The 18492-nt window shown below is 70.9% G+C and carries 19 protein-coding genes; 16 read left to right on the top strand and 3 right to left on the bottom strand.

Annotation, left to right across the window (positions count from 1 at the left end; all coding sequences use genetic code 11):
* Positions 1–2 precede the first annotated feature (2 nt).
* From prmC to ACFYZY_RS03190, 15 genes are all read left to right on the top strand, one after another.
* Positions 3–884 carry a peptide chain release factor N(5)-glutamine methyltransferase gene (gene prmC, locus ACFYZY_RS03120; RefSeq protein ID WP_388688967.1) on the top strand — a complete coding sequence of 294 codons (882 nt, stop codon included), beginning with the start codon at positions 3–5 and terminating at the stop codon, positions 882–884.
* Between the two features lie 79 nt (positions 885–963).
* Positions 964–1611: an L-threonylcarbamoyladenylate synthase gene (locus ACFYZY_RS03125; RefSeq protein ID WP_388688968.1), complete on the top strand. Its 648-nt coding sequence runs from the start codon at positions 964–966 to the stop codon at positions 1609–1611.
* Positions 1608–2255 carry a protein-tyrosine-phosphatase gene (locus tag ACFYZY_RS03130; RefSeq protein ID WP_388688970.1) on the top strand — a complete coding sequence of 216 codons (648 nt, stop codon included), beginning with the start codon at positions 1608–1610 and terminating at the stop codon, positions 2253–2255. Before ACFYZY_RS03125 ends, ACFYZY_RS03130 begins: the two co-directional genes overlap by 4 nt.
* 189 nt (positions 2256–2444) lie before the next feature.
* Positions 2445–3692, top strand: a complete 1248-nt coding sequence (glyA, locus tag ACFYZY_RS03135) for a serine hydroxymethyltransferase (protein WP_388688972.1) — start codon at positions 2445–2447, stop codon at positions 3690–3692.
* Between the two features lie 107 nt (positions 3693–3799).
* Positions 3800–5119, top strand: a complete 1320-nt coding sequence (locus tag ACFYZY_RS03140; protein ID WP_388688974.1) for an MraY family glycosyltransferase — start codon at positions 3800–3802, stop codon at positions 5117–5119.
* Positions 5120–5381: 262 nt separating this feature from the next.
* A complete protein-coding gene (locus ACFYZY_RS03145) occupies positions 5382–5795 on the top strand; it encodes a hypothetical protein (protein ID WP_388688976.1) in 414 nt (137 codons plus the stop codon).
* Positions 5796–6017: 222 nt separating this feature from the next.
* Positions 6018–6827 carry a F0F1 ATP synthase subunit A gene (gene atpB, locus ACFYZY_RS03150; RefSeq protein WP_388688977.1) on the top strand — a complete coding sequence of 270 codons (810 nt, stop codon included), beginning with the start codon at positions 6018–6020 and terminating at the stop codon, positions 6825–6827.
* Positions 6828–6918: 91 nt separating this feature from the next.
* Entirely contained in the window at positions 6919–7176 is a 258-nt protein-coding gene (gene atpE / locus ACFYZY_RS03155; protein ID WP_093874070.1) for an ATP synthase F0 subunit C, read from the top strand.
* A gap of 42 nt (positions 7177–7218) precedes the next feature.
* Positions 7219–7764, top strand: a complete 546-nt coding sequence (locus tag ACFYZY_RS03160) for a F0F1 ATP synthase subunit B (RefSeq protein ID WP_388688979.1) — start codon at positions 7219–7221, stop codon at positions 7762–7764.
* On the top strand, positions 7761–8576 hold the full coding sequence (locus ACFYZY_RS03165) for a F0F1 ATP synthase subunit delta (protein ID WP_388688980.1): 816 nt from the start codon (positions 7761–7763) through the stop codon (positions 8574–8576). The genes ACFYZY_RS03160 and ACFYZY_RS03165 overlap by 4 nt, the downstream gene beginning before the upstream one ends.
* Positions 8577–8714: 138 nt before the next feature.
* On the top strand, positions 8715–10313 hold the full coding sequence (gene atpA / locus ACFYZY_RS03170) for a F0F1 ATP synthase subunit alpha (RefSeq protein ID WP_388688982.1): 1599 nt from the start codon (positions 8715–8717) through the stop codon (positions 10311–10313).
* 20 nt (positions 10314–10333) lie between these two features.
* A complete protein-coding gene (locus ACFYZY_RS03175) occupies positions 10334–11251 on the top strand; it encodes a F0F1 ATP synthase subunit gamma (RefSeq protein ID WP_388688984.1) in 918 nt (305 codons plus the stop codon).
* On the top strand, positions 11251–12693 hold the full coding sequence (gene atpD, locus ACFYZY_RS03180) for a F0F1 ATP synthase subunit beta (protein ID WP_388688986.1): 1443 nt from the start codon (positions 11251–11253) through the stop codon (positions 12691–12693). The genes ACFYZY_RS03175 and atpD overlap by 1 nt, the downstream gene beginning before the upstream one ends.
* 112 nt (positions 12694–12805) lie before the next feature.
* Entirely contained in the window at positions 12806–13180 is a 375-nt protein-coding gene (locus tag ACFYZY_RS03185; RefSeq protein WP_388688987.1) for a F0F1 ATP synthase subunit epsilon, read from the top strand.
* A 143-nt stretch (positions 13181–13323) separates the two neighbouring features.
* A complete protein-coding gene (locus ACFYZY_RS03190; protein ID WP_388688989.1) occupies positions 13324–13770 on the top strand; it encodes a DUF2550 domain-containing protein in 447 nt (148 codons plus the stop codon).
* Between the two features lie 72 nt (positions 13771–13842).
* Here ACFYZY_RS03190 and ACFYZY_RS03195 read toward each other — a convergent pair whose 3' ends face one another.
* From ACFYZY_RS03195 to ACFYZY_RS03205, 3 genes are all read right to left on the bottom strand, one after another.
* Positions 13843–15696: a glycosyl hydrolase family 18 protein gene (locus tag ACFYZY_RS03195; RefSeq protein ID WP_388688990.1), complete on the bottom strand. Its 1854-nt coding sequence runs from the start codon at positions 15694–15696 to the stop codon at positions 13843–13845.
* A 122-nt stretch (positions 15697–15818) separates the two neighbouring features.
* Complete coding sequence (locus ACFYZY_RS03200) at positions 15819–16472, bottom strand: response regulator (RefSeq protein ID WP_388688992.1); 654 nt, start codon at positions 16470–16472, stop codon at positions 15819–15821.
* Complete coding sequence (locus ACFYZY_RS03205; protein ID WP_388688993.1) at positions 16469–17704, bottom strand: sensor histidine kinase; 1236 nt, start codon at positions 17702–17704, stop codon at positions 16469–16471. The genes ACFYZY_RS03200 and ACFYZY_RS03205 overlap by 4 nt, the downstream gene beginning before the upstream one ends.
* Before the next feature lie 150 nt (positions 17705–17854).
* Between ACFYZY_RS03205 and ACFYZY_RS03210 the strand changes: the two genes are divergently transcribed.
* Positions 17855–18475 (top strand): hypothetical protein, encoded by a 621-nt coding sequence (locus ACFYZY_RS03210; RefSeq protein ID WP_388688995.1) that lies wholly within the window; start codon positions 17855–17857, stop codon positions 18473–18475.
* Positions 18476–18492: the final 17 nt, after the last annotated feature.

The following is an 18492-nucleotide window of genomic DNA, read 5'->3' on the forward strand; positions in this document are numbered from 1 at the left end:
GCGTGCAGTCACTTCCTGAGGGGCGATCCCCAGGCCCCCGCAGCCTGCTGCTCGCCGAGGTGGCCCAGGCCACCCGGCGGCTGGCCGACGCCGGCGTCCCCTCCCCGCGCTTCGACGCGGAGGAACTCGCCGCGTTCGTGCACGGCGTCAAGCGGGGGGAGCTGCACCAGGTCAAGGACGCGGACTTCGACGCCCGCTACTGGGAGACGATCGCCCGCCGCGAGGCCCGCGAACCGCTCCAGCACATCACCGGACGGGCGTTCTTCCGCTACCTGGAGCTCCAGGTGGGGCCCGGCGTCTTCGTGCCGCGACCGGAGACCGAGTCGGTCGTCGGCTGGGCCATAGACGCCGTGCGCGCCATGGACGTCGTCGAGCCGCTCATCGTCGACCTGTGCACCGGCTCCGGGGCCATCGCCCTCGCCATGGCGCAGGAGGTGCCGCGCTCCCGCGTGCACGCCGTCGAGCTGTCCGAGGACGCCCTCGTCTGGACCCGGAAGAACGCCGAGGGCTCCCGCGTCACCGTCCACCGGGGCGACGCCCTGACCGCCCTGCCGGAGCTGGACGGCCAGGTCGACCTGGTCATCTCCAACCCGCCGTACATCCCGCTCACCGAGTGGGAGTACGTGGCGCCCGAGGCCCGCGACCACGACCCGGACATGGCGCTCTTCTCCGGCGAGGACGGCCTCGACACCATCCGGGGCATCGAACGCACCGCCCACCGCCTGCTCCGCCCCGGCGGCCTCGTCGTCATCGAGCACGCGGACACCCAGGGCGGCCAGGTGCCCTGGATCTTCAACGAGGAGGCCGGCTGGACCGACGCCGCCGACCACCCCGACCTGAACAACCGGCCGCGCTTCGCGACCGCCCGCAAGGCGACGCCGTGACGGCCACGACTGCCCCGACCGCGGCGTCCGCGACCGCGACGACCGCGACGAACCACGCGTACGAGGAGGCCGGGAACTGATGGCACGGCGATACGACTGCAACGAGGCGACCGACCGCGTGACCGGCCTGCGCGAGGCCGCGTCCGCCGTCCGCCGGGGCGAACTGGTCGTGCTGCCCACCGACACCGTGTACGGGATCGGGGCGGACGCCTTCAGCAGCGAGGCCGTGGCGGACCTGCTGGCGGCCAAGGGACGCGGCCGCAACATGCCCACGCCCGTGCTCATCGGCTCCCCGAACACCCTCCACGGCCTCGTCACCGACTTCTCCGAGCAGGCGTGGGAGCTGGTCGACGCCTTCTGGCCCGGCGCGCTCACCCTGGTCGCCCGGCACCAGCCGTCCCTCCAGTGGGACCTCGGCGACACCCGGGGCACCGTCGCCGTCCGGATGCCGCTGCACCCGGTCGCGATCGAGCTGCTCACCGAGGTCGGCCCGATGGCCGTCTCCTCGGCGAACCTCACCGGCCACCCCTCGCCGGAGGACTGCGACGCGGCGCAGAACATGCTCGGGGACTCCGTCTCCGTCTACCTCGACGGCGGCCCCACGCCCGGCATCGTCCCCTCGTCCATCGTCGACGTGACCGGCCCGGTGCCGGTGCTGCTGCGCCGGGGCGCGCTCTCCGCGGAGGAGCTGCGGAAGGTCGTACCCGACCTCGAGGTGGCCAGTTGACGGCCCCTGAGGGGCGTGGCATAGCGGGGTACGACGACAGCGACACCTTCCGCATCCTCCACGTCAGCACCGGCAACGTCTGCCGCTCGCCGATCACCGAGCGGCTGACCCGCCACGCCCTGAGCGACCGCCTCGGCGATCCCCTCGGCGGCGGCCTGATCGTGGAGAGCGCGGGCACCTGGGGGCACGAGGGCGCCCCGATGGAGGCCAACGCGGAGCTGGTCCTCGCCGACTTCGGCGCGGACCACAGCGGGTTCGTGGGCCGCGAGCTGCTCGACGAGCACGTCATCCGCGCGGACCTCGTCCTGACCGCGACCCGCGACCACCGGGCGCAGGTCATCTCCATGGGCCACTCGGCGGGCCTGCGCACCTTCACCCTGAAGGAGTTCACCCGCCTGGTCCGCGCCATCGACCCGGCCACGCTCCCGGACCCGCGTGGCGAGGGAATGGTCGAACGCGCCCGTGCCCTGGTCCGCGCCGCCGCCGCCCTGCGCGGGTGGCTCCTGGCCCCGTCCCCGGACGCGGACGAGGTCAACGACCCGTACGGCGCCCCGATCACGTTCTTCCGCTCGATCGGGGACGAGATCAACCAGGCGCTCGACCCGGTGGTGACGGCGCTGACGGGGGTCACGGCGCGGCGCTGAGCCGGTCGGGCCGGTCCCGGCCCCGTGTGCGGCGGGCGGAGCCCGGCGCCGGCGGGGAGGCACGGCACGGCGTCGGCGGGAGCCCGGCGCGGGGCCCCGGGAGCCCGGAGCGGGCGCCGTTCCCGGCGCGCGCGTCCGGCGGGAGGTGCCTACATTGGTGCTGACATCCCTCCACGTCCGGAGCCAGCCATGCCGGTCACCGCGCCCCCCGACGAGGCACTCGACGTCCTGCGCCGACAGGACCCGGAGGTCGCCGACGTCCTCCTCGGCGAGGAGCGCCGGCAGGCCGAGGACCTCCAGCTGACCGCGGCCGAGAACTTCGCCTCGCCCGCCGTCCTCGCCGCCCTCGGCTCGTCCCTCGCGAACAAGTACGCCGAGGGCTACCCCGGCGCCCGGTACCACGGCGGCTGCGCGTACGCCGACGCCGTCGAGCGGATCGCCGTGCGGCGGGCCACCGCGCTCTTCGGAGCCGACCACGCGAACGTCCAGGCCCACTCCGGTTCCTCGGCCGTCCTGGCGGCGTACGCGGCCCTCCTCAGGCCCGGGGACACGGTCCTGGCCATGGGCCTCGAACACGGCGGGCACCTCACCCACGGCTCGCCCGCCAACTTCTCCGGCCGCTGGTTCGACTTCGTCCCGTACGGCGTCGACGCCGAGACCGGTCTCGTCGACTACGAGCAGGTCGCCGCCCTCGCGCGCCACCACCGCCCCAAGGCGATCGTCTGCGGCTCGATCTCCTACCCCCGCCACCTCGACCACGCGATCTTCCGCGAGATCGCCGACGAGACCGGCGCCTATCTCGTCGCCGACGCCGCCCACACCATCGGCCTGGTCGCCGGGGGAGCGGCGCCCAGCCCCGTCCCGTACGCCGACGTCGTCTGCGCCACCACCCACAAGGTGCTGCGCGGTCCGCGCGGCGGGATGATCCTGTGCGGGGAGGAGCTGGCGGGCCGGATCGACCGCGCCGTGTTCCCGTTCTCGCAGGGCGGCGCCCAGATGCACACGATCGCGGCCAAGGCCGTGGCCCTGGGCGAGGCCGCCGCCCCCGCGTTCACCGCGTACGCCCACCGGGTCACGGAGAACGCCCGCGTCCTCGCCGCCGCGCTCGCCGCCGAGGGCTTCGTGATCACCACCGGCGGCACCGACACCCACCTCGTCACCGCCGACCCCGCCCCCCTCGGCGTCGACGGCCGCACCGCCCGCGCCCGGCTCGCCGCCGCCGGCGTCGTGCTCGACACCTGCGCCCTGCCCCACGGGGCGGGACGGGGCGTCCGGCTCGGCACCGCCGCCGTCACCACCCAGGGGATGGGCGCCCCCGAGATGGCGAGGATCGCGGGACTGTTCCCCGCGGCGCTCCGGGACGACCCGGCCGAAACGGCCCGGGTGCGGGCCGAGGTACGTGCGCTGACCGGCCGGTTTCCCCCGTACGGCCCTTGACCGGAGGCCGGGCGCAACCGTTCGGGCGACCCGGGTGTCTCCCAGCACATGGACGGCACGGCTAGGGTGTGGGGCTGAGATGGCCAGCGATTCCTGTGGGGCAGCCCGTGCGTGATTACCTGCTGACGCTCTGTGTCACGGCGGCGGTGACCTACCTGCTCACCGGCCCGGTGCGGAAGTTCGCCATCGCGACCGGGGCGATGCCGGAGATCCGCGCCCGCGACGTGCACCGAGAACCGACTCCGCGGCTCGGTGGCATCGCCATGTTCTTCGGGCTGTGCGCCGGACTGCTCGTCGCCGCCCACCTGCAGAACCTGAGCAGCGTCTTCGACCTGTCGAACGAGCCCCGCGCCCTGCTCTCCGGCGCCGCCCTGATCTGGCTGATCGGCGTCCTGGACGACAAGTTCGAGCTGGACGCGCTCATCAAGCTGGGCGCGCAGATGATCTCGGCCGGCGTGATGGTCGCGCAGGGCCTGACGATCCTGTGGCTGCCGATCCCCGGCGTCGGAGTCGTCTCCCTGACGCCCTGGCAGGGCACGCTCCTCACGGTCGCCCTCGTGGTCCTCACCATCAACGCCGTGAACTTCGTCGACGGCCTCGACGGCCTCGCCGCCGGCATGGTCTGCATCGCCGCCACGGCCTTCTTCCTGTACGCCTACCGCCTCTGGTACGGCTACACGATCGAGGCGGCCGCCCCCGCGACCCTCTTCACCGCCATCCTCATGGGCATGTGCCTGGGCTTCCTGCCGCACAACATGCACCCGGCGCGGATCTTCATGGGCGACTCGGGCTCGATGCTGATCGGCCTGATCCTGGCGGCCTCCGCCATCTCGATCACCGGCCAGGTCGACCCCGACGTGCTGAAGATCTTCGAGGGCTCGACCCGCGAGGCCACGCACGCCGCCCTGCCCGTCTTCATCCCGCTCCTGCTGCCGCTGACGATCATCGCGATCCCGATGGCCGACCTGTTCCTGGCGATCGTGCGCCGCACGTGGAAGGGCCAGTCGCCGTTCGCGGCCGACCGGGGGCACCTGCACCACCGGCTCCTGGAGATCGGGCACTCGCACAGCCGTGCGGTGCTGATCATGTACTTCTGGTCGGCGCTGATCGCCTTCGGGACGCTGGCGTACTCGGTCCACTCGACCTCGATGTGGATCGTCCTCGGCGTGGTCGCGCTCAGCGCGATCGGCCTGGTGCTGCTCCTGATGCCGCGGTTCACGCCGCGCGCGCCCCGCTGGGCGCAGTCCGTGGTGCCGCCCCGCTACCGGCGCCGCACGCCGGCCCCCGTCGCCGCGGAGGAGGCCGGGCCGGAGCCGGACGCGGTCGGGGAGGAGCGGGTTCCGGTGCCCGCCGGCCTCCACGGCTCCACGGCCATCGGCAACCGCGCGCGCTTCACCGACCGGCGGAAGGCCGGAACGCCGAGTTGACGAAAGCCGCGACGGCGGTCAATACCAGACAAGCCGCCGTCGTGTCGCGCACACACGCGCGGTGTAACTCTCATGTGTGACTGTTGGCACACCGTATGGGTAAAGACCTATTCAAATAGTTTGTGATACGGTTCACGAGACCCGGCGACAGTGCCGAAAGACCGTAGTGCGACGGTCCGTTGGCCCCGAGACCCACCTCGGACCGGGATTACGCTCGTCCACGACGACACCACCGCCCCCTCCAGCAAGCGGAGACACCGCCATGCCGTCCAACGACGCACGCATCCTCCTGCACACCGTTGTCCCCACCGCAGCCGTCGGCGTCGTCGCCACGGTCGTCAGCGGGGTGGTCGCCGGTGGCAAGGGCGCGCTCGGCGGAGTCGTCGGCACCCTGGTGGTCCTGCTGTTCATGGGGATCGGGCAGGTGGTCCTCCAGCGGACGGCGAAGTCGCTGCCGCACCTCTTCCAGGCCATGGGGCTGCTGCTCTACACGGCCCAGCTGCTGGTGCTCTTCGTCTTCCTCGCCCTGCTCAAGAACACGACGCTGTTCCACTTCAAGGCCTTCGCCTTCACGCTCCTCGCGACGACCGTCGTGTGGGTCGCCGCACAGGCCCGCGCCTACATGAAGGCCAAGATCGCGTACATCGACCCCGGAAACAAGGGGTCCTCGTCGTGAAGGGTAGGGCCGGGATAAAGCCGTGCCCGGCTTCCTGCTATCGTCCGGTGCCAACTGCGGCACTGCGGACGCGGGCAACCGAAACGCCTGTCCCAGCGCGAGGCTCGACGCCGAACCGCCGCCCCCTTATCCGTAAGACCAGTCCAGTGCCGACCCGCGGCTGCGTGCCGCGCCGACACAACGAGGTTGCCGTACCTATGCGCCACGCTGAAGGAGCCCGCGGTGAGTGCTGACCAAACGCTTGCCTTCGACCCGGATTGTCACATCTTCAGTGGATGTGGCTTCCCGGCGCCGGGCCTGCACACGTTCATGTACGAGCCCATCGCCACGGTGGCCGGCATCGAGATCACCAAGCCGATGCTGCTCGCCGTCCTCGGCTCCATCGTGGTCGTCGGGTTCTTCTGGGCCGCCTTCGCCAAGCCCAAGCTGATCCCCGGCAAGATGCAGATGGTCGGCGAGGCCGGTTACGACTTCGTGCGCCGCGGCATCGTCTACGAGATCATCGGCAAGAAGGACGGCGAGAAGTACGTCCCCTTCATGGTGTCGCTGTTCTTCTTCGTCTGGATCATGAACCTCTGGTCGATCATTCCGCTCGCCCAGTTCCCGGTCACCTCGCTGATCGCCTTCCCGGCCGGTCTCGCGCTGATCGTGTACTTCATGTGGATCTCGCTCACCTTCAAGAAGCACGGCTTCGTGGGCGGCTGGAAGAACATCGTCGGCTACGACAAGTCCCTCGGCGCGATCCTCCCGATGGTCGTCGTCCTCGAGTTCTTCTCGAACCTCATCATCCGGCCCTTCACGCACGCGGTCCGACTGTTCGCGAACATGTTCGCCGGTCACCTGCTCATCGTGATGTTCTCGCTGGCCACCTGGTACCTCATGAACGGCCTGGGCTTCGTCTACGCCGGCGCCTCGTTCGTGATGGTCCTCGTGATGACCGCGTTCGAGCTCTTCATCCAGGCCGTCCAGGCGTACGTCTTCGTCCTCCTGGCCTGCAGCTACGTCCAGGGCGCGCTCTCCGAGCACCACTGAGTCCGGCCCGTACCGGCTGCTCCCCACCCAAGCCAACAGTCGTCCGGTGGCCAACCCCCACCGGGTCATTGAAAGAGAAGGAAGTAACGGCATGTCCGCTGCTCTCGACATGGTCAACCTCGCCGCCGGCGCCAAGGAGAACGTCGTCGGCAACGTCGCCTCGATCGGTTACGGCCTCGCCGCGATCGGCCCCGGCGTCGGCGTCGGCATCATCTTCGGCAACGGCACGCAGGCCCTCGCCCGCCAGCCCGAGGCCGCCGGTCTGATCCGCACCAACCAGATCATGGGCTTCGCCTTCTGTGAGGCGCTCGCCCTCATCGGCATCGTCATGGGCTTCGTCTACCAGTAAGCCCGGACCGACAGCCCGATTCTTTTTACGGAAGGCACTGATGTGAACGCTCTGCTTCTTGCGGCGGCGGAGGAGCCCCAGCCTCCTCTGATCCCGCATCTTGACGAGCTCGTCATCGGCCTGATCGCCTTCGTCATCGTCTTCGGCTTCCTCGCCAAGAAGCTCATCCCGAACATCAACAAGGTTCTGGAAGAGCGCCGCGAGGCCATCGAGGGTGGCATCGAGAAGGCCGAGTCGGCCCAGATCGAGGCTCAGAGTGTGCTGGAGCAGTACAAGGCCCAGCTCGCCGAGGCCCGCCACGAGGCCGCGCGTCTTCGCCAGGAGGCGACGGAGCAGGGCGCCGCGATCATCCAGGAGATGAAGGCGGAAGGCCAGCGCCAGCGCGAGGAGATCATCGCGGCCGGCCACACGCAGATCGAGGCCGACCGCAAGGCCGCGGCCGCCTCGCTGCGTCAGGACGTGGGCAAGCTCGCCACGGACCTGGCCGGCAAGCTGGTCGGCGAGTCCCTCCGGGACAGCGCTCGCCAGAGCCGCACGATCGACCGCTTCCTCGACCAGCTCGAGGAGAAGGCCGAGGCCGTCCGATGAACGGAGCGAGCCGTGAAGCACTGGCAGCCGCCCGCGAGTCCCTCGACGCGCTGACCGACAACACGTCGGCCGACGCGACGAAGCTCGCGGACGAGCTCGCCTCCGTCACCGCGCTGTTCGACCGTGAGGTGTCGCTGCGCCGGGTCCTGACCGACCCCGCCCAGCCGGGTGAGGCCAAGGCCGAACTCGCGCAGCGACTCCTGCGCGGTCAGGTGGGCGGCGAGGCCGTCGACCTGGTTTCGGGCATGGTCCGTTCCCGCTGGTCCGGTTCGCGCGACCTGGTCGACGCGACCGAGGAGCTGGCGAACACCGCCGACCTCACCGCGGCGCAGAAGGCGGGCACGCTGGACGACGTCGAGGACGAGCTGTTCCGCTTCGGCCGGATCGTGTCCTCCAGCACCGAGCTGCGCTCGGCGCTGACGGACAAGGCCGCCACGGCCTCCGCCAAGGGCGCGCTGCTCCGCAGCCTGCTCGGCGGCAAGGCCCACGCGACCACCGAGCGCCTGGTCGTCCGTCTGGTGACCCAGCCCCGGGGACGTAGCCTGGAAGCGGGACTCGAGTCCCTGTCCAAGCTCGCCGCGGCGCGCCGGGACCGGATGGTCGCCGTCGTCACCTCGGCGGTGCCGCTGTCGGACGGGCAGAAGCAGCGTCTGGGAGCCGTACTGGCCAAGCTGTACGGCCGCGCGATGCACCTGAACCTGGACGTGGACCCCGCGGTCCTCGGCGGGATCACGGTGCGGGTCGGCGACGAGGTCATCAACGGCACCATCGCGGAGCGCCTCGACGAGGCGACCCGTCGGCTGGCCGGCTGACGGCCACCACAGCAGAAAAGCATCACAGCATCACCAGCGGCCCGGTTGGGCCGTGCAGAGATTGCAGAAGATTCCTGGGGGTCGGCCCCCAGACCCCTTAAGAAACTTCGGGCCCAACAAGGAGAGCAGGGAACCCAGATGGCGGAGCTCACGATCCGGCCGGAGGAGATCCGGGACGCACTGGAGAACTTCGTCCAGTCGTACCAGCCGGACGCGGCCTCGCGCGAGGAGGTCGGCACGGTCAGCCTGGCCGGCGACGGCATCGCGAAGGTCGAGGGTCTTCCCTCGGCCATGGCGAACGAGCTGCTGAAGTTCGAGGACGGCACCCTCGGTCTCGCGCTGAACCTCGAAGAGCGCGAGATCGGTGCGATCGTCCTCGGCGAGTTCAACGGCATCGAGGAGGGACAGTCGGTGCAGCGCACCGGCGAGGTCCTCTCGGTCGGTGTCGGTGAGGGTTACCTGGGTCGCGTCGTCGACCCGCTCGGCAACCCGATCGACGGTCTCGGCGAGATCGCGACCGAGGGCCGCCGCGCCCTCGAGCTGCAGGCCCCGGGCGTCATGGCCCGTAAGTCCGTGCACGAGCCGATGGAGACGGGCTACAAGGCCGTCGACGCCATGACGCCGGTCGGCCGTGGTCAGCGCCAGCTGATCATCGGTGACCGCCAGACCGGCAAGACCGCGCTGTGCATCGACACGATCATCAACCAGCGCGACAACTGGCGCTCGGGCGACGTGAACAAGCAGGTCCGCTGCATCTACGTCGCCGTCGGCCAGAAGGGCTCGACCATCGCGTCCGTCCGCGGCGCCCTGGAAGAGGCCGGCGCGCTCGAGTACACGACGATCGTCGCCGCCCCGGCGTCCGACCCGGCCGGCTTCAAGTACCTGGCGCCGTACACCGGCTCCGCCATCGGTCAGCACTGGATGTACCAGGGCAAGCACGTCCTGATCGTCTTCGACGACCTGTCGAAGCAGGCCGACGCCTACCGCGCCGTGTCGCTGCTGCTGCGCCGTCCGCCGGGCCGTGAGGCCTACCCGGGCGACGTCTTCTACCTGCACTCGCGTCTCCTGGAGCGCTGCGCGAAGCTCTCGGACGAGCTGGGTGCCGGTTCGATGACCGGTCTGCCGATCGTCGAGACCAAGGCGAACGACGTGTCGGCGTTCATCCCGACCAACGTCATCTCCATCACCGACGGCCAGTGCTTCCTGGAGTCCGACCTGTTCAACGCCGGCCAGCGCCCGGCCCTGAACGTCGGCATCTCGGTCTCCCGCGTCGGTGGCTCCGCCCAGCACAAGGCGATGAAGCAGATCTCCGGCCGCCTCCGCGTGGACCTCGCCCAGTTCCGTGAGCTGGAGGCGTTCGCCGCCTTCGGTTCGGACCTGGACGCGGCCTCCAAGGCGCAGCTGGAGCGTGGACAGCGGATGGTCGAGCTGCTCAAGCAGCCCCAGTACCAGCCGATGCCCACCGAGAACCAGGTCGTCTCCGTCTGGGCCGGCACCACCGGCAAGATGGACGACGTCCCGGTCGTGGACATCCGCCGCTTCGAGGCCGAGCTCCTGGCGTACCTGCGCCAGAACCACTCGGGCCTCATGACCTCCATCCGTGAGGGCGGCAAGATGTCGGACGACACCCTGCAGGCCGTGGGCGACGCCATCGCGGAGTTCAAGAAGCAGTTCGAGACCTCTGACGGCAAGCTGCTGGGCGAGGACGCTCCTGCCGCCGTCAACGTCTCGAAGTGACGACGGAAGGGACCTGACTCATGGGAGCGCAGCTCCGGGTCTACAAGCGTCGCATCAAATCCGTCACCGCGACGAAGAAGATCACCAAGGCGATGGAGATGATCGCCGCCTCGCGTGTCGTCAAGGCGCAGCGCAAGGTGCAGGCGTCGACTCCGTACGCGACCGAGCTGACGCGCGCGGTCACCGCGGTGGCCACGGGTGCCAATGACAAGCACCCGCTGACCACCGAGGCGGAGAACCCGGTCCGTGCCGCGGTCCTGCTCCTGTCGAGCGACCGCGGTCTGGCCGGTGCCTTCAACTCCAACGCCATCAAGGCGGCGGAGAAGCTGACGGCGAAGCTGGAGGGCGAGGGCCGCGAGGTCGTCGTCTACGTCGTCGGCCGTCGCGGCATCGCGCACTACAACTTCCGTGAGCGGAAGCTGGCCGGCACGTGGACCGGGTTCACGGACCAGCCGACGTACGGCGATGCCAAGACGGTCGCGGCTCCGCTGATCGAGGCGATCGAGAAGGACACGGCGGAGGGCGGCGTGGACGAACTCCACATCGTCTACACCGAGTTCGTCTCGATGATGACGCAGACGGCGGTCGAGGCCCGGCTGCTGCCCCTCAGCCTCGACGAGGTGGCGAAGGAGGCGGGCGAGCCGGACACGCTCCGCCCGCTGTACGACTTCGAGCCGTCGGCGGAGGACGTCCTCGACGCCCTGCTGCCCCGGTACGTCGAGAGCCGGATCTACAACGCGCTGCTCCAGTCGGCCGCCTCCAAGCACGCCGCCACGCGCCGCGCGATGAAGTCGGCGACCGACAACGCGGGAGACTTGATCAACAACCTCTCCCGACTTGCCAACGCGGCCCGCCAGGCCGAAATCACCCAGGAAATCAGCGAGATCGTCGGCGGCTCGGCAGCCCTGGCCGACGCGACCGCGGGGAGTGACAAGTAATGACGACCACTGTTGAGACGGCCGCCGCCACGGGCCGCGTCGCCCGGGTCATCGGCCCGGTCGTCGACGTGGAGTTCCCCGTCGACGCGATGCCGGAGATCTACAACGCGCTGCACGTCCAGGTTCCGGACCCGGCCGAGGCGGGCGCGACCAAGACGCTGACCCTCGAGGTCGCCCAGCACCTCGGCGACGGCGTCGTCCGCACCATCTCCATGCAGCCCACCGACGGCCTGGTCCGCCAGGCCCCGGTGACCGACACGGGCACGGGCATCACCGTCCCGGTCGGCGACGCCACCAAGGGCCGCGTGTTCAACACGCTCGGCCAGGTGCTGAACGCCGACGAGTCCACCGTGGCCGACGCGCCGCGCTGGACGATCCACCGCAAGGCCCCGGCCTTCGACCAGCTCGAGTCCAAGACCGAGATGTTCGAGACCGGCCTGAAGGTCGTCGACCTCCTCACCCCGTACGTCAAGGGTGGAAAGATCGGTCTGTTCGGTGGTGCCGGTGTCGGCAAGACCGTTCTGATCCAGGAGATGATCGTCCGTGTGGCCAAGCTGCACGACGGCGTGTCGGTCTTCGCGGGCGTCGGCGAGCGCACCCGTGAGGGCAACGACCTCATGGTGGAGATGGAGGAGGCCGGCGTTCTCGACAAGACCGCGCTGGTCTTCGGCCAGATGGACGAGCCCCCGGGCACCCGTCTGCGCGTGGCCCTCGCCGGTCTGACCATGGCGGAGTACTTCCGCGATGTGCAGAAGCAGGACGTGCTGTTCTTCATCGACAACATCTTCCGCTTCACCCAGGCCGGTTCCGAGGTGTCGACCCTGCTCGGCCGCATGCCCTCCGCGGTGGGCTACCAGCCGAACCTGGCCGACGAGATGGGTCTCCTCCAGGAGCGCATCACCTCGACCCGCGGTCACTCGATCACCTCGATGCAGGCGATCTACGTCCCCGCCGACGACCTCACCGACCCGGCGCCGGCGACCACCTTCGCCCACCTCGACGCGACGACGGTTCTCTCCCGTCCGATCTCCGAGAAGGGCATCTACCCGGCCGTGGACCCGCTGGACTCCACGTCCCGGATCCTGGACCCGCGCTACATCGCGCAGGACCACTACGACGCCGCCACGCGCGTCAAGGGAATCCTGCAGAAGTACAAGGACCTCCAGGACATCATCGCGATCCTCGGCATCGACGAGCTGAGCGAGGAGGACAAGCTCGTCGTCCACCGTGCCCGGCGTGTCGAGCGCTTCCTGTCCCAGAACACCCACGCGGCGAAGCAGTTCACCGGTGTGGACGGTTCGGACGTTCCGCTCGACGAGTCGATCGCCGCGTTCAACGCGATCTGCGACGGTGAGTACGACCACTTCCCGGAGCAGGCCTTCTTCATGTGTGGTGGTCTCGAGGACCTCAAGAAGAACGCCAAGGAGCTCGGCGTCTCCTGAGCCCCGTGCTCGCCTCGGAGGGGGCGGGACCCGTCCCGCCCCCTCTCCACGCCCCCTAGAATTGATCCCAACACCCGGCACGACCGCCGGGTGCTGACCCGAGGAGCCACCCTTGGCCGCTGAGCTGCACGTCGAGCTGGTCGCCGCGGACCGGAGTGTCTGGTCCGGCGAGGCCACCCTGGTCATCGCGCGTACCACCTCCGGCGACATCGGCGTCATGCCCGGCCACCAGCCGCTGCTCGGTGTGCTGGAGTCGGGCCCGGTGACCATCCGTACGAGCGAGGGCGAGACCGTCGTCGCCGCCGTCCACGGCGGATTCATCTCCTTCGCCGACGACAAGCTGTCCCTGCTCGCGGAGGTCTGCGAGCTGGCGGACGAGATCGACGCCCAGCGCGCCGAGCGCGCCCTCGAGCGTGCCAAGACGGACTCCGACGCCGCCGCCGAGCGGCGCGCCGAGGTCCGGCTGCGCGCGGTAGCGGTCCGCTGACGGTCCGCGCGGAAGTAGTGCCCTCAGCCGCGGCACGGCTGGAATTCTCCAGACCGTGCCGCGGCTGAGGCGATGCAGATGCAGGTGGTATTCGGTTCTGCCGGCCGGTCCGGCTACGGGACGCAGCGAGGAGGTCGGTGAAGATGTTCCTCGCTCTGCTCGTGTGCGGCCTGGTCGTCGCACTGGTGGTGATCGGGCTCTTCGTCTTCGGGTTGCGCCGGAGACTGATCCAGCGGGCCGGGGGCACCTTCGACTGCTCCCTGCGCTGGAACGTCCCCGACGAACCGGACCCGGCCGGCAAGGGCTGGGTGTACGGCGTCGCCCGCTACAGCGGCGACGAGATCGCCTGGTTCCGCGTCTTCTCGTACGCGCCCCGGCCGCGCCGGGTCCTGGAGCGCTCCTCCATCGTGGCCCTGGAGCGCCGGACGCCGGAGGGCGAGGAGGAGCTGGCGCTGCTCTCGGACGCGGTGATCCAGCCCTGCATGTACGAGGGCGTCCGCCTGGAGCTCGCGATGAGCGAGGACGCCCGGACGGGCTTCATGGCCTGGCTGGAGGCGGCGCCTCCCGGGCAGAGGGTCAACGTCGCGTAGGACGGTCTCCGCGCACGACGGGAGCGGGGGACGGCGTGCTGCGCCGTCCCCCGCTCCTTCGTGCCGTACGGGCTAGCTCAGGCCGCTGTTGATCGCGCCGACCAGCTCGCCGTTGGTGGTGTCACCGCTGAACTCCCAGAAGAACGCGCCGCCCAGGCCCTGGTTCTTCGCCCAGCCCATCTTGGACGTGACCGTGGCCGGGGTGTCGTAGCTCCACCAGTTGGTGCCGCAGTGGGCGTACGCCGTGCCGGCGATCGTGCCGGTGGACGGGCAGGTGTTCTTGAGGACCTTGTAGTCCTCGATGCCCGCCTCGTACGTGCCGGGCGCGGCGCCCGTCGCCGTGCCGCCGGGGGCGGCCTGGGTGACGCCGGTCCAGCCGCGTCCGTAGAAGCCGATGCCGACGAGCAGCTTGTTGGCCGGGACGCCCTTCGCCTTGAACTTGGCGATCGCGTCGGCGGTGTTGAAGCCCGCCTGCGGGATGCCGGAGTACGAGGTCAGCGGGGAGTGCGGGGCCGTCGGACCCTTCGCGTCCCAGGCGCCGAAGAAGTCGTACGTCATGACGTTGAGCCAGTCGTAGTACGGCGCGGCGCCGCCGTAGTCGGCGGCGTCGATCTTGCCGCCGCTGGAGCCGTCGGCCGTGACGGCCGCGGTGACCAGGTTGTTCGGGCCGAACTTGGCGCGCATGGCCTGCATCATGTTCTTGAAGGCGGCCGGGCCGCTGGTGTCACAGGTCAGACCGCAGGCGTTGGGGTACTCCCAGTCCAGGTCGATGCCGTCGAAGACGTCGGCCCAGCGCGGGTCCTCGACCAGGTCGTAGCAGGACTGGGCGAACGCGGCCGGGTTCTGCACGGCCTGGCCGAAGCCGCCGGACCAGGTCCAGCCGCCGAAGGACCACAGGACCTTGATGTTCGGGTACGCCTTCTTCAGCTTGCGGAGCTGGTTGAAGTTGCCGCGCAGCGGCTGGTCCCAGGTGTCGGCGACGCCGTCGACGGACTGGTCGGCGGTGTACGCCTTGTCGTAGTCGGCGTAGGCGTCGCCGATGGTGCACTTGCCGCCCTGGACGTTGCCGAAGGCGTAGTTGATGTGGGTGATCTTGGACGCGGAGCCCGAGGTCACGATGTTCTTCACGTGGTAGTTGCGCCCGTAGACGCCCCAGTTGGTGAAGTAGCCCATCTTCACGGCCTTCGCGGGCGGGTTGGGCCCGCCGCCGCCGGTGGTGCGGACGGCGACCGGGCCGGCGGCGGGGCCGGTCTGGTCGATGGTGTCGCGGGCGACGACCGTGTAGCTGTAGTCGGTGCCGGCGGTGAGGCCGGTGTCCGTGTAGGTCAGGCCCGTGGTGGTGGTGACCTTCGCGCCGTCGCGCAGCACGTCGTAGTTCTTGACGCCCTTGTCGTCGGTGGCCGCGGTCCAGGTGAGCTTCACCGAGGTGTCGGTGACGTTCGAGGCGACCGGGGTGCCGGGGGCGGAGGGCGCCTTGTCACCGGGCTCCGGCTGGGTGGAGCCGTCGCAGGCGGCCCCGTTGATCTTGCAGCCGGCGGGAGCGCCGGAGCCGGCGCCGTTGTAGCCGAAGGAGAGGGAGGCGCCGGGGGCGAGGGTGCCGTTCCAGCCGACGTTCTTGGCGGTCCAGTGGTTCCCGGAGCTGGTCACCGTGGCGTCCCACGCGGAGGTGACGGAGGTGCCGGCGGGGTAGTCCCACTCGACGGTCCAGGAGTTGATGGTGGTGGTGCCGGTGTTCTTGATGGTCCAGCTGGCTCCGAAGCCGGAGCCCCAGTCCTGGGTCTTGGTGTAGGTGGCGGTCACCGAGGTGGCCGCTTCGGCGGGGGAGGCGAGACCGACCATGGCGGCCAGCGGCAGGATCAGGGCGGTCAGGCCGGCGGCGGTCCGGTGCCTGAATCCTGATCTGCGCGACGGTGCTTGAGTGCTCAACGGTGCTCCTCAAGGTGCGGACGGGGGGGTGGGGGTGGTCCGTGGAGATGCGCGCGCCCCGCGAGCGTAGGAAGGTCTGGACCAATCGTCAAGAGGTCTGGACCAACGTCGGGGCGCTCCCGTCACACGCCCAACTCCCGCGCGAGCACCGCCGCCTGGGCCCGGCTCCGCACCCCCAGCTTTCCCAGCACCTTGCTGACGTGCGTCTTCACCGTCGCCTCCGCCATGCCGAGCCGCACCGCGACCTCCGCGTTCGACAGCCCCCGGCCGAGCGCCGAGAGCACCTCCCGCTCCCGGGGCGTCAGCGCGTCCAGGACGGCGGGGTCCGTTCCCCGCTCCGACGGGGAGGGCCGGCCGGACGCGGCGAACTCCGCGATGAGCCGCCGGGTCACCGCCGGGGCGATCAGCCCCTCGCCGCGCGCCACCGTCCGTACCGCCCCGATCAGCTCCCGGGCGTCCGCGTCCTTCAGGAGGAAACCCGCCGCGCCCGCCCGCAGCGCCCCGAAGACATGGGCGTCGAGGTCGAAGGTGGTCAGGACGAGCACGTCCGCCAGCCCCTCCGCCACCACTATCCCGGTCGCCGTCACCCCGTCCATCCGGGGCATCTGCACGTCCATCAGGACCAGGTCCGGACGCAGCTCGCGCGCCAGCTCCACCGCCCGCTCCCCGTCGGCCGCCTCCCCGACCACCTCGATGTCCGGCGCGCTGCCGAGGATCAGCACCAGACCCGCCCGCACCGCGCTCTGGTCCTCGGCGACCACCACCCGCACCGTCACGTCCGCTCCTCGTCGCTCGCGCCCACGGGCAGCTCCGCCCGCACCCGCCACAGTCTCCGTCCTCCGCCGTCCGTCACCGCGCCCGCCTCGAAGACCCCGCCGAGCAGCGCCGCCCGCTCCCGCATCCCCACCAGACCGGCGCCCGAGCCGGGCGCGGTCGGGCCGGGACGCTCCCCGTAGGGACTGGTGACGGAGACGGAGAGTACGCCCGCCGGGCTCCCGAGGACGACCCTCACCTCGCCCGGGGCGGCGTGCTTCACCGCGTTCGTCAGGGATTCCTGCACGATCCGGTACGCGGCCAGCTCCACCGGCGCCGGCAGCCCGTCCGCCGTCTCCCGGGCGTCGTCCAGGACGAAGACGAGCCCGCCCGGACCGCCGTTCGCCCGCGCCTGGGCGATCAGCGCGTCGAGCCCGGCGAGGCGGGGCACGGCGACCGGTCCCGCGTCCGCCCCGCTGTCCCGCAGGATGCCGATCAGCCGCCGCATCTCCGCCAGGCCCGCCACGCCGTTCTCCCGGATGACCGCGAGCGACCGCCGGGTCGTCCCCGGATCGTCCAGCGAGAGCGCGGCCGTCGCGTGGATCGCGATCGCCGACAGGTGGTTCGCGACCACGTCGTGCAGCTCCCGCGCCATCCGGGCCCGCTCGGCCACCACCGCCTGCGTCCGGTCCATCTCGGCGAGGAGCGCCGTCTGTTCCGCGCGCAGCCGGGCCGCCTCCGCCGCGTCCCGGTGGTTGCGCACGATCGCGCCCGTCACGGCGGGCAGGAAGGAGACCATGCCGGTGAGCACGCCCACGAGCAGCGCGACGGCGTTCTGCCACCGGACGAGGAACACCACCGTGACCGCGACGGTGAGGAGGCCGGTGGCGTACGGGACGCGCCGGGCCAGGGCGGGCGTGCCGTACACCACCGAGGCGTAGACGACGTCCGTGAACATCAGCACCGTGGCGAGGTTGCCGTTGGTGAGCTGGTCCCCGGCGATCGCCAGGGCGCCGACGAGCAGGGCGGTCGGCGGGGCGGCACGGCGCAGCGCCTCCGTCGCGGCCATCACGGTCAGCGGGATCAGCGTCGCCCAGCGCTGCCCGATGACGTGGTCCTCCGTCACGAACAGCCCGAACGACCACAGGACCAGGCCGCCGGCCAGGCCGGCGGCGGCGATCAGCAGGTCGACGCGGTGCGGGCGGGGGAGGCGGAACACCGGGCGGGAAGGCCTCACCGGGCGGGGGAGCGTCACGCGTTCATCCAACACGCCCCCGCGCTCGCCGGCCTCCTCGTCCCGGCCGATCCGTCCTCCGCCGAACGATGTAGGCGCGGTTCCTCACCGGCGACGACGTGCCGCACCGGGCCCCACGGGAGGCTGGAGGGAACGGAAAGGGGAACCCCCGTGATCGTCACGCTGGTCGTCGTCTGCGAGGTCGGCTTCTGGATCCTGCTGGCCGCCGGCCTCGCCGCCCGCTATCCGCTGAAGATGCCCAGGACGGGCTTGGCGCTGCTGCTGTGCGAACCGCTCCTGGAGGTCCTGCTCCTCGTCGTCACCGCGATCGACCTCAGGAACGGCGCCGTCCCCGACTGGACCCACGGCCTCGCCGCCCTCTACATCGGCTACACCGTCGGCCACGGCCACCGCACCGTGAAGTGGCTCGACGGCCACGCCGCCCACCGCCTCGGCGGCGCCCCGCCGCCGGTGGGGCCGCCGGGGTACGGCATGGCGCGCGCCCGCCACGAGGGGGCGGTCTGGCTCGGTTCGGTGATCGCCGCCGCCGTCGCCTCGGGCCTGCTGCTCCTGGCGGCCCTGTACGTCGGCGACCAGGGGAACACCGACAGCCTGCGCGACTGGATGTCCTTCGCCTGGCGGGCGGCCGGCGTCCACGGCCTGATCGCGCTCAGCTACGCGATCTGGCCGAAGAAGGCGCCGCCGGAGAAGACGCCGGAGGGGGGTCGCGAGGAGAGGCCGGAGGGGAGCCGGGAGGAGAGGCCCGAGAACCCCCTGCGGAAGACCCCGTAGGGCGCCCGGAGCCCCTC

Origin of the sequence: Streptomyces sp. NPDC001744 (assembly GCF_042892575.1) — a bacterium.
Classification (GTDB): Bacteria; Actinomycetota; Actinomycetes; order Streptomycetales; family Streptomycetaceae; genus Streptomyces.

What these genes read in the sequence shown, in the direction of transcription:
- atpE (WP_093874070.1), top strand. Translation starts at nt 6,919, where the DNA reads ATGTCCGCTGCTCTCGACATGGTCAACCTCGCCGCCGGCGCCAAGGAG.
- ACFYZY_RS03190 (WP_388688989.1), top strand. Translation starts at nt 13,324, where the DNA reads ATGTTCCTCGCTCTGCTCGTGTGCGGCCTGGTCGTCGCACTGGTGGTG.
- ACFYZY_RS03165 (WP_388688980.1), top strand. Translation starts at nt 7,761, where the DNA reads ATGAACGGAGCGAGCCGTGAAGCACTGGCAGCCGCCCGCGAGTCCCTC.
- atpD (WP_388688986.1), top strand. Translation starts at nt 11,251, where the DNA reads ATGACGACCACTGTTGAGACGGCCGCCGCCACGGGCCGCGTCGCCCGG.
- ACFYZY_RS03175 (WP_388688984.1), top strand. Translation starts at nt 10,334, where the DNA reads ATGGGAGCGCAGCTCCGGGTCTACAAGCGTCGCATCAAATCCGTCACC.
- glyA (WP_388688972.1), top strand. Translation starts at nt 2,445, where the DNA reads ATGCCGGTCACCGCGCCCCCCGACGAGGCACTCGACGTCCTGCGCCGA.
- ACFYZY_RS03125 (WP_388688968.1), top strand. Translation starts at nt 964, where the DNA reads ATGGCACGGCGATACGACTGCAACGAGGCGACCGACCGCGTGACCGGC.
- atpA (WP_388688982.1), top strand. Translation starts at nt 8,715, where the DNA reads ATGGCGGAGCTCACGATCCGGCCGGAGGAGATCCGGGACGCACTGGAG.
- ACFYZY_RS03145 (WP_388688976.1), top strand. Translation starts at nt 5,382, where the DNA reads ATGCCGTCCAACGACGCACGCATCCTCCTGCACACCGTTGTCCCCACC.